The 9,727-nt window shown below is 39.7% G+C and carries 12 protein-coding genes; 5 read left to right on the forward strand and 7 right to left on the reverse strand.

The window, feature by feature from the left end:
* Positions 1-136 precede the first annotated feature (136 nt).
* The 4 genes from ACFQNG_RS18610 (at position 137) to ACFQNG_RS18625 (ending at position 2,897) form a co-directional block, all read left to right on the forward strand.
* Positions 137-355 (forward strand): hypothetical protein, encoded by a 219-nt coding sequence (locus tag ACFQNG_RS18610; RefSeq protein WP_379867413.1) that lies wholly within the window; start codon positions 137-139, stop codon positions 353-355.
* Positions 356-433: 78 nt separating this feature from the next.
* Entirely contained in the window at positions 434-1,318 is an 885-nt protein-coding gene (locus tag ACFQNG_RS18615) for a hypothetical protein (protein ID WP_379867414.1), read from the forward strand.
* A gap of 14 nt (positions 1,319-1,332) precedes the next feature.
* Positions 1,333-2,004, forward strand: a complete 672-nt coding sequence (locus tag ACFQNG_RS18620; RefSeq protein ID WP_379867415.1) for a hypothetical protein — start codon at positions 1,333-1,335, stop codon at positions 2,002-2,004.
* Positions 2,005-2,180: 176 nt separating this feature from the next.
* On the forward strand, positions 2,181-2,897 hold the full coding sequence (locus ACFQNG_RS18625; RefSeq protein ID WP_379867416.1) for a hypothetical protein: 717 nt from the start codon (positions 2,181-2,183) through the stop codon (positions 2,895-2,897).
* Positions 2,898-2,929: 32 nt separating this feature from the next.
* Here ACFQNG_RS18625 and ACFQNG_RS18630 read toward each other — a convergent pair whose 3' ends face one another.
* From ACFQNG_RS18630 to ACFQNG_RS18660, 7 genes are all read right to left on the reverse strand, one after another.
* Entirely contained in the window at positions 2,930-3,220 is a 291-nt protein-coding gene (locus tag ACFQNG_RS18630; RefSeq protein ID WP_379867417.1) for a hypothetical protein, read from the reverse strand.
* A 402-nt stretch (positions 3,221-3,622) separates the two neighbouring features.
* Positions 3,623-4,225 (reverse strand): hypothetical protein, encoded by a 603-nt coding sequence (locus ACFQNG_RS18635; protein WP_379867418.1) that lies wholly within the window; start codon positions 4,223-4,225, stop codon positions 3,623-3,625.
* A complete protein-coding gene (locus ACFQNG_RS18640; RefSeq protein ID WP_379867419.1) occupies positions 4,212-5,171 on the reverse strand; it encodes a hypothetical protein in 960 nt (319 codons plus the stop codon). The genes ACFQNG_RS18635 and ACFQNG_RS18640 overlap by 14 nt, the downstream gene beginning before the upstream one ends.
* Complete coding sequence (locus tag ACFQNG_RS18645) at positions 5,072-7,603, reverse strand: hypothetical protein (protein ID WP_379867420.1); 2,532 nt, start codon at positions 7,601-7,603, stop codon at positions 5,072-5,074. The genes ACFQNG_RS18640 and ACFQNG_RS18645 overlap by 100 nt, the downstream gene beginning before the upstream one ends.
* Before the next feature lie 45 nt (positions 7,604-7,648).
* Complete coding sequence (locus ACFQNG_RS18650) at positions 7,649-7,783, reverse strand: hypothetical protein (protein ID WP_379867421.1); 135 nt, start codon at positions 7,781-7,783, stop codon at positions 7,649-7,651.
* Positions 7,780-8,052: a hypothetical protein gene (locus tag ACFQNG_RS18655; protein WP_379867422.1), complete on the reverse strand. Its 273-nt coding sequence runs from the start codon at positions 8,050-8,052 to the stop codon at positions 7,780-7,782. The genes ACFQNG_RS18650 and ACFQNG_RS18655 overlap by 4 nt, the downstream gene beginning before the upstream one ends.
* Before the next feature lie 11 nt (positions 8,053-8,063).
* Positions 8,064-8,369: a hypothetical protein gene (locus ACFQNG_RS18660; RefSeq protein ID WP_379867423.1), complete on the reverse strand. Its 306-nt coding sequence runs from the start codon at positions 8,367-8,369 to the stop codon at positions 8,064-8,066.
* 1,094 nt (positions 8,370-9,463) lie between these two features.
* On the opposite strand from ACFQNG_RS18660, the gene ACFQNG_RS18665 reads away from it, so the two are divergent.
* Positions 9,464-9,619: a hypothetical protein gene (locus tag ACFQNG_RS18665; RefSeq protein ID WP_379867424.1), complete on the forward strand. Its 156-nt coding sequence runs from the start codon at positions 9,464-9,466 to the stop codon at positions 9,617-9,619.
* Positions 9,620-9,727: the final 108 nt, after the last annotated feature.

Here is a 9,727-nt window from a genome sequence, read left to right on the forward strand (position 1 = left end):
ATGAGCCGTTTTGATTCCAGAAACTGTAGAATGATCATATTTAGTAATCGTTCTGCATCAGTCTCCAAGTGGTGGGCTCTTTTTGGTTATATGATAAAATCTAGATCGACCATAACCAAGAGCGGGAGGAGTTCATATGAATACCCTATCAACGATACTCTTTATTGTTGGAGGCTTGCTTTTAATTGTGGCAAAAGTTGAATTGGGTAATAGAGATGGTAACTATGTAGATGCAATGATTGAACTAAATCGACCGAAAGAAGACAAGGAAAAAAGTTCGAAGTACGCATTTTGGCTAGCCGTGTCTGGACTTGTTTTAATAGCAATTGGAATAATATTGTCTGCTTATTTTTGAATAATGGGAATTAAATCCTGAATACCTTTGGCAAGAGGTGCCAGTAGTGAAAGTAAAGGCAGGATGGGGGAATAAAAGATGGAAAGAGTAAGATTTTATGAAATGGATCATGAAGCGTTGTTGATCGAGCAAGGGGTATCGAAGGAACATATTCTGCAAATGAAAGAGATAAAGGTTAAAAATCATGAACCGCTTTTTTGGAAATATCATAATGGAATTCTCACAAAAGAAACAATGCTTGTTCCATTAGAGAAAATTAAAGGTATTACACGTTGTAGTCCAGGCTTTTCATGGTGGGATCATTTTATTTTGAGAAAAGGTGATTTAGTTGACTCTCGCATGGAGTCACTATTATCTTCTCTTAAGAAAAAGGGATTAGAAGAATTTCGTAATACATTTATAGATGAAAAATACAAAGTAAGTCTATTTCATTTTGTTGACCATGATATATATTTTGTCTGTAATGATGGGAACCATCGAACCATTTGGGCCAAGATTGTTGGTGCTCCTTTTATAATGGCAGATATTGAACGATACGAATTTCCTAAAGATGAAGAAAATATAAAGCTTATTGAATCAATCCATCGAGAGTATTTAAACTTACTCAATAGTATGAACTTGGTACATTCCGAGGGAGAAGTTGTTTATAAAGACCAACATGTTTTGCCCTTTGAATCATTTGAGATTACGGATTGGACAAATACAGAACAAATTCGGTTAGCTAAAGCAACGTATAAGTGTAATGTTATAGAATTGAGAGAGTTAATCGATTTATATATTAAAATATCGGTATGTGGTACTTTACATAGAAAAATTAAGTTGTTTTTATGGAAGTTATATGATAAGGATACGCCTCCAAATACGGTTATTCGATTAATTAAGTTAGGTTGGAATTTAGATATAGAGACTGTTTTGAATAGATTTGAACGAATATTAGATATGTTAGAACACAATGTTGAGTAAAAGGGGATACAGATATGAAACAAGCCATCATTCATTGGTTATCTCAAGTAAAGTGGTCTGATTGGAATATGTGGGCAGCCATTGGACAGATGATCGGGGCCCTAGCCACATTATGGACTGCACGGATTGCACTTCAGCAGATCAAAGAAACACGCCGACAGGCGGATGAAGAACGTGAACGGTGGAAACAGGAAAGAGAAGAAGCGAAGAGGGAAGCGGAGGATGCAAAAAAGCCGGAGTTAGAAGTTAATTTCTTTTTTCGTCGTAAACGTTATGATTTGTTCATTATACTTACTAATATGAAGGGGATTTCGCTAACGATTAGAGGAATTAATTTAGATTTTCAGAATAAACAAATTGGCTTTGAATTATTAGATTATAATCATGAACAATTATTATCAGCAGGGAAAAGTATAACTCGGATTATTTCTTTACGGAAATTGTTAGAGAATATGAAAGGAAACAATGCGCGTCTTAATCTAGATGTTACTTTGACAGGTGGACAAGTATTGAGTTGTGATTTGAATTTTGAGTATACACAAAACAGAGTTCTTGTTACAGGGATTAACGTTGATAGAGGATTAAATCCCATAAATTATACTGTGGGGTGTCCAATACAATGGGATGCTGAAACCAAGACGTTCATTACGGAAGAGATACAAGAAGTATCAAACAAACTAGAATAACAAATTTGAGGCTTCCATGTTAAAGGAAGTCTTTTTTTATTTTCTTTGCTTTTTTCCAAGTTAATTTTCTGTCCTTAATAACGATTAGAACACCTTTTTGAGACAAGCGAAATATATAAGGTGCTCAATTCTATTAAAAGGGGTAATATAGTGGCGAAAAAGAAAGGGGCAATCGGATGCGAGCTTGGTTAAAGAAGAATAGAAAATACGTAATGCTGAGCCTTGTGGTGGCCTTTGCTTTGTTAGTCGGAGTACCGGTTGGTCTTAAGTGGCTGATCAATGGGCTCTGGAACGGATTCTGGCCACATCAGAAAACAAGTCCGGAAGTCGATGCCGCGTTTGTGAATACGATCATTGGGTTTATTACTATTGGTTTAACAATTGGTGTTACAATATGGTTCAATCTTAGAACACAGCAATTAATGGCGAAGCAATTGGAGATCCAACAACAGCAGGCAAGAAGTACATTGAGGGACTTGGTGTTTAAGGAACGGTTAGGGTTTTATATCCTTCTTCTTTCTAAACTAACACGTATCGTTGGATTAACTAATTCATATTGTTTTGGGGTGGCCGATACGAAAGATTTTAAAAAAAGTCCGTCTCAAACCTTGGAAGAAATCAAAGAGGAACTCATAGAGATAAGTGATTTGATCAATAATCGAGCGGCCATCTCTTCTCAAAAGCTATATGAGAAGCTAATCGATTATAGTGTTGAATGTGTGCATATCAGTCTCCTTATTGAAATAGATGATCCAGAGTGTGGTTATATATTGGAAGATGAAGTTCAGAAATTATTGAGTGAAACGATGATCCCCATTAAAGAAATTCAATCCGAGCTAAGGCTTTATCATATCGATCAAGATATAGAGGACTTAGGATATGAAAGAAAATAGAGGTCTCCGATAAAAGAGCCTCTATTGAAGTGTCACCCACTTGGTTTGGTGTGAGTGTTTTTTTGTTTTTCGGATATACCCTTTTCCTCCAACTGCTTGAGTTGTCGGTTTAGGTATTCCCTTGAAATCTGGAGGTTAGCGGAATGGGAACGACAATATAAACAGCGATTAAAAGAAGAGAAGAAAAGAAAACTTGCAAATGTAGGTAGTACATTTATGATGGATGAGGAAGCTGCTAAAAAGTATTTCCCTAAACTTTTTGAATAAAATCTATTCATAGAGCAGGCAGATGCTTGCTCTGAAGAACGTTCTTCTTTAGTCATAGTATTCCCTCCAAACCAATTTCCCACTTTTTCGTTAATAAGCTTGTTGTTTCCTTTAGCGTATTTTGACTGCTTTTGTAGGTTCAGTTCTCACGTAAATTAAACCCCACCCTTTTTTTATAGGCGGGGCTTGACCGGTATAAGCGAGTTCTAGAAATCGGATTTTCCTGAGTTTCCTATATAAACACGAAATGACTTGAGTTCCCATGCAGTTCTCAAGTCATTTTTCCATTTATTAGGGATATGAAACCAATTTGCTTCGCTACCTATGGCCTTTCTCAATGAGCAACTCGGGCAACTGGTGATTGTTTTCGATCACATCTACTTTTGCGCCGGTTTTGGCCAGTTGATCTGCAATGTGTCCAACTCCGGTGCTGGGCTCAAGCACCGACATTCCAAGCTCTATTTCATGATATCGATTTTCGCCGTCATAGACACCTTGGCCATTCCATCCCTAGTGGCATCCATCTCGGCCCAATTGAAGTCCGGCCGGCCAATGTGTTTAAACCCTGACAACGACATCCGATCAATGATCTCCTGGGCGATCAAATGGCCTCGATGCCCTTTCTCCCTCCTCTCTCCTAAAAAACTTTTCTTGAAAATGTTAACCCAAATGATTTCCTCCGGAACATAGATATCAATGTGCAAAATCGCGTCATAACTCAAGATATTGTCTTCTTTTGTGCCCGTGAAGTAGTAGCGGATCTCAGTTCGTCGCTCTTTTTTTGAACGTTTATTTGCGACAATCTGACTGCGCAACTTATCGACTTGATCATGGGTTAAATCTGGCTGTTCAAGCGGTTCCGGGCATTCATAATAAACCAACTTCAACACGTTTATTTGTTTGAATAAGAAGTCGTCTATACTGGCCAGTGATTCACTTTCCAGCTTCGCATGCTTTTGCTTTAGAAACTTCTTGTTATTGACGGTGATCCCGATCTGCTTAATATTACGAATCTCCCAATTAAGATAATCCCAGAAAGTCCGACGATTATCCCGTGACATGCTCACCACTCCTTAATTTTGATAAAACCATCCGCAATTCATCAGCAAACTCATGGCGTAAACATGCCGCAAAATCCAAACCTCTTTCATTCAAAAGATATCGGACTTTTGGGAACCGCTTTTTTTCTTCTGTCACAAAGAAAAAAAGAGGGAACGGATTTTCAACAATCTGCACCGCTGGTTTCTCATACCATTCATCCGACTTTTTCAAAGCAACATATTTATCGAATGTCGCGGTCAATGTTGGGAAGTGGTTTTTGTAGTTCCGATCTTCTTCACCAGTGTCGTATTCAAAAAGTAAATGATAAATCTTGCCTGTCTTGCTATCTCGAATCGCTGTATACGCATCTGGATTTAAATCTGCATCTGGACCTATCACGCGATTTCCACACTCACACAGCCATACATCTTTCCCTTTATCGTCTTTCACCAGTTCAAAACCCATTTCTGCAATCACTTCACGGAATACAATCTCCATATGATTCACTTGCAAAATATGGTGGGCTTTCCGGCTGAGGATCGGCTTCCCATTTTCATAACGAATTCTTGTACGATGGCGGTAAAAACTAACTGCCTGACTACCTATTTCGCCCAGGGCAATCACAGTTGTTCTCTTTTCTGTCCCGTCCCATTGTGTGACATATTGATACGACGCCCGATCCACAAGATAATACTTAACCAATTTATTGATTAGCCTGGTGGCGGACAATGTGCTGTTCTTGTTGTCAGCCAGTTCCGGCATAAGGTGTAAGATGTGATCGATTGTCATGTAACCCCGCTCAGCCAAAAGGTTGAGCAGGGTTGCTTGACGTTCGGTCAGCTGACCTTTATTTGACAAGATATAGTCTAGGTCACGGGACTCTTTTGGTATCCGCGCGCGCCGGTAAAGCTTCCGAACGCTTCTGTTGCGCTTGCCGGCTTTTTCATTTGCGTTTGGTTGTTGCATGGCGATGTTCCTCCTTTACCAGTCTTTTCTCTGATCATTTTTCTCACTTCGATTTTTGATCTTCCATATTTATTGGGCATTGCCTTTAGTTCTTCTGTTGTGTAGCTACTGTGAAATCTGATCTCTGGTTGTGGGAGTTTGGCTAAAAAAGTATGCTCTGACTTGTTTACCTGTAGCTTAAACAAGCCAGTATACTTAGGCAGCGCATTGAAGTCACTTAAGTCAAATGGTTTGAATTTGTTTGCAAGGCTAGAGAACATATCCTCTCCGCCTTTCAGCATGATTAGGTTCGGATCAGCGTCCTTTATGACATCTTGCGTTTCTTTACTAACTGAGCTCCATCCGTGCATCGTAAAGAGATAACGCGCCCGATACTTCCTCGCTTCCTTACAAATCGCTTCTATGACGGGTGCAACAAGACGGAACTTTTTCAACTGGTGCAGCTCGTCGATTACGACCAGGCATTCTTTTCGTTTGCTTTTGCTGATGATTTCCCGAGCCTCGACCATTTTCCACAGTTTCACAAAGTAGTGTGCAAACAAAAAGTATCGAAAGTTTTCATTCATACGCTTTGGGATGTAGATAAGAACCAGGTATGCACCATTTTCGTCTCCGTTTATCCATCGCCAAAAGTCCATTCCATCAACAGGCGGTTGAGATAAACAATCGATCCAAGGCGGAACAGCTTTAATGCGGGATAACCGATTATTGATGGTTTCGATGTCGGCCTCTTCCTCAAAAAATTCAATTTCTTCGATCAATAACGGGTATTCATCCTCATTGATCTTTTTGACCAGTTGATTACGGTAGTTACTTTTTTGCAAAATCCTCATTGCATCTAGGACATTCCCGTCTCCTACCAAATAGGAGAGTTGCAAAGCCATTTTGAAAAAACGTTCAATCGCGATTGTGTTTGTTTTATCCTTTAAACTGTCCATTATGATTTCGGTTTCTATATTGGCAATTTCAGATTCAATACCATCCACTTTTTTGAGATGAATCAAGTCATGTGATGTGATGGGGATAGGGTTTTCAAGGTCCGCATGATTTAAAATGACAACTCGATGTTTCAGCTCATCCGGCACAAGATTGTATATTTCTGTGATCATTTCTCCATCAATCACATCGATGACAAAAGCTGAACGGGATTCTTTTTTCCATCTCTCCAAATCCTGATAATTGGTACAAAAAGTATCTGCGACCTGTTTAATCAGAAGCTTTGTTTTGCCTGAACCTTTTTTTCCCGAGATAAAGGTTGGCATCCCTCGATCGTCCAGGTAATCTTCATTATCTGCCTTCGGATAGGCAAGGATCTGATCGTTGGACAAATCCGTTCCCATTGTCACAACACCCAACTCATAGCAGTTATACATGATGGGCGGCGGCGGAGATTTCTGTTCAACTTCATGAAAATAATCCTTGGTGATCTCTGATGTCTTCTTGATCGGGAAGAGTTTATCCATTTCCCGTCGAGTCAGACAAAGGCGTGACGTTTCTGGACTTAGATGTCCTTTGGCCACCCGTTCCATATCGGGTTGTATCTCAATAAGCTTGATTTCATTTTCACCTTTGATCTTTTCCGCTTGCTTCATGATCTTATTTTTGATCATGGTCACTTTGTCGGGATCCTCGGTCCAGATGAAAAACAAAACCTCCACATAATGAAATTTGGTATCCAATACTTCCTTCAACTTTGCTTCAGTTTGTGGATATTGCGCTGGATCGAACTCTTCTTTTTTCACCCATAATCCTGATATCGAATCATACAACTGACTACCTAAAATAAAGGTTCCCTCGACAACATCCATGACCTCTTTCGTTCGATCACTTTCAACCATGTCATAGGCTTTAGCCCACTGCTTTTTCACTACTTGGCGGGTCTTTTTCCACCAAGTATCAATTCCATAAAAACGGTCTCGTAATGCCTTTTTGGTTTCATCATGGTTGGCTGCTTCTTTCGCTGTTACTGAATATAGGAAAGTCTCATCTTTTTTTATCAATTGGAAAATGGGTTCAAGCATAAGCGGCGTCTCCCGTTGACTTTCCATCGCCAAATGATGATATCCCGCTAATGCGAAGATGTGTGGTTTCCCATCCGGCAGCTTCAATACATCTTCGATCAGCTTGTGACTGCCGATGTCCTTTTGCATATCTTCTGACGCTGGCATTTCTAACTTTGCGGGTATACTGATATATTGATGGATTTTCCCACCATGTTTGAAAACCTTGAAACTCAAGTGCGGTGACTCAACATAAACATCATCATTTACCTGGCCTTCTGGATCATATTCTTTGTTCATGTTGCCGATCAGCTTAACGATGTTTTTTACTTGGTTTTTCTCCTCGGTCACTTCCTGCTTAGATCCTTTTTGTACAATCGGAACATAGGGAACCAATTTAAAGGTTTTTGATTTAACATACTTGATCTGCAAGCATTTCATCTCCTTTCAAAAAATAAAGGCTAACAAATGTCAGCCTTATTCGTAGTCGGACAGATCGTATTCTCTTTTCGGTGCCGGATTTTGTTGCTTCATTTTCTTCTTAAGCAAGAAGTAATATCCCACCGGCAAGGCAGCAGAAACTGCGATAATTGCCAAGGCGACATATATCATTTGCTCCCACCTCCTGCAATGGTGATCAGTTGTTTCATAACCTGCTCGCTCATTTCCGGATTGCTAGCGGTAACAGCATAACTCACAAAGAAATAAATCGTAGTTGCGCAAGCAACTGCGCCGATATAAATAGGCAGTTGCTTTGCGCTTCCGTTCTTGGTCTCTTTTATTCCGATCCAGCAACCGATCAAAGTTGAGAGCGTAGGTAGCAAAGCCTTATCGTATTCCATCAGCAACAAGATGAATTTAGCAAATCCGCCCGGTTCCACAGATAACCACCTCAGTCCAGGCTAATATCTTCTTGCTCAATCTTTGCACCAAGATCTTTTCCAGCTTCTTTAATAACCCCGTTCAAGGCAGCCCCCAAATAAATGCATCCAGTCACCACGCCGGGGATAATAGTCATGTAAGCCACATTGAACGCAAGGGTTTTGAGTGGACCTAAGGCACTTTGTCCGCCTTTAGCGGTTTTCGCCATGATAATGAGCGTAAAGATTGAAACAATAAAGCATGTAATCGCAACGCCTAATGCCCATATTTCTCCGCCAGACAAACTCTCGTAGCTTTTAACAATTTGATTTCCCATTCGCGCTCCTTTCCGGGTATGTTATTACGGGTGATATTATGGGGTCGCGTAATAACATACCCCTTGCACCAGTTTTGAATTTATTGATATCAACGACTTTTGCTCAATTGACAGTGTGGTAAATTCGTTGCAGATTTTGTTTTTCTCTCGTCTTCTTCTCTTTATTTTTCATTTCTCATCTTGGCATCGCTTTGACGAACGATAAGGAACGGAACGAAGATTGCGACTGTTCCGAAAAAGATGATCATGGGACGAGAAATGTCTAATACCATGACAAAAAACATAATCGCGATCAATCCATAAAGTTCAGGTGATGCATTCCTATGTTTGTGCTTGATATAGAACAAGATCATAGACGCAACCAACATGATCCAAGTCCAAAACACTATTTATCACCTCGCCCAATTAACTGGCATAAGACAAAAATGAAAATAATGCCTTTCAGAACCCCCAAAATGGTTCCTGTTTTTGAGGCCATCCCTTTAACCAATCCCTTCTTTCTTCTCTGAACAAAATTTTTGTATATCAGTTTGATAAGAGTACAACTTTATTGTACTTTCTGATCTCAATATATCATACAAGAATCTTGTATGTCAATTTTCATTATATGAGTTTTTTGTATATTAGATTGCGTAAGATGCACCTGCTTGGATTCCAATGGGTTTTTTTCCAGAAGATTTCCCGGAATGAATGGTGGAATGAGCCAAGGATCTGGTACTGAAGATTTTGACAAGATGATTCAAAAAGAGATGGCACAGAATTGATAATCGGATAGATGAAATGAGCCCCTTGGGCTGGTACACCCGGGGGCTTGGAAAAAAACGAGATAAAGGCAATGTACCACATTAAGGAGGATATCATGACGAATCGCGTTTTTTTATGATCATGTTCAACGTCTTTACTACCATACGATCAAAGAACATGGTCTGAACGAAGTGGACTTGGCGGCCTACTGCTTTGCAAAAAATGTGATGGATAGCATCAATGAAATCGTGTATGACGATGAGTAACGAAAGTTGACCTATATATTCAATTCCAAGGAGATCGTTCATTAATCAAGCCCCTATGGGGCATTCAAAACGGAGGAAATTGAGATGAGCGTACTAACGGACCCGATGATTATTCATTTGTTGAATCAACTGAAACAACTTGGGCAGTCGTCTGGAGTGGGTGAAAAGGATTTAAAAGAGTTACGGGATCTGATTTTGGAATCAGCTAAATTGCTGAATCAGAATAAGGAGGATGAGTAAGGTTGTACGGCGGTTTTGAGGTAAAATAAAATGAAAAAGAGACCTTCTAGGGCGTGTCTGGTGAATGATTAATTGAGCCACATGATCAAGGAAATCAAGGTAATGGCA

The organism is Laceyella putida (genome assembly GCF_042665195.1).
Classification (GTDB): Bacteria; Bacillota; Bacilli; order Thermoactinomycetales; family Thermoactinomycetaceae; genus Laceyella; species Laceyella putida.

Coding starts and splice junctions, on each gene's coding strand:
- ACFQNG_RS18610 (WP_379867413.1), top strand. CDS start 137: ATGAATACCCTATCAACGATACTCTTTATTGTTGGAGGCTTGCTTTTA.
- ACFQNG_RS18615 (WP_379867414.1), top strand. CDS start 434: ATGGAAAGAGTAAGATTTTATGAAATGGATCATGAAGCGTTGTTGATC.
- ACFQNG_RS18620 (WP_379867415.1), top strand. CDS start 1,333: ATGAAACAAGCCATCATTCATTGGTTATCTCAAGTAAAGTGGTCTGAT.
- ACFQNG_RS18625 (WP_379867416.1), top strand. CDS start 2,181: ATGCGAGCTTGGTTAAAGAAGAATAGAAAATACGTAATGCTGAGCCTT.
- ACFQNG_RS18630 (WP_379867417.1), bottom strand. CDS start 3,220: ATGACTAAAGAAGAACGTTCTTCAGAGCAAGCATCTGCCTGCTCTATG.
- ACFQNG_RS18635 (WP_379867418.1), bottom strand. CDS start 4,225: ATGTCACGGGATAATCGTCGGACTTTCTGGGATTATCTTAATTGGGAG.
- ACFQNG_RS18640 (WP_379867419.1), bottom strand. CDS start 5,171: ATGCAACAACCAAACGCAAATGAAAAAGCCGGCAAGCGCAACAGAAGC.
- ACFQNG_RS18650 (WP_379867421.1), bottom strand. CDS start 7,783: ATGATATATGTCGCCTTGGCAATTATCGCAGTTTCTGCTGCCTTGCCG.
- ACFQNG_RS18660 (WP_379867423.1), bottom strand. CDS start 8,369: ATGGGAAATCAAATTGTTAAAAGCTACGAGAGTTTGTCTGGCGGAGAA.
- ACFQNG_RS18665 (WP_379867424.1), top strand. CDS start 9,464: ATGAGCGTACTAACGGACCCGATGATTATTCATTTGTTGAATCAACTG.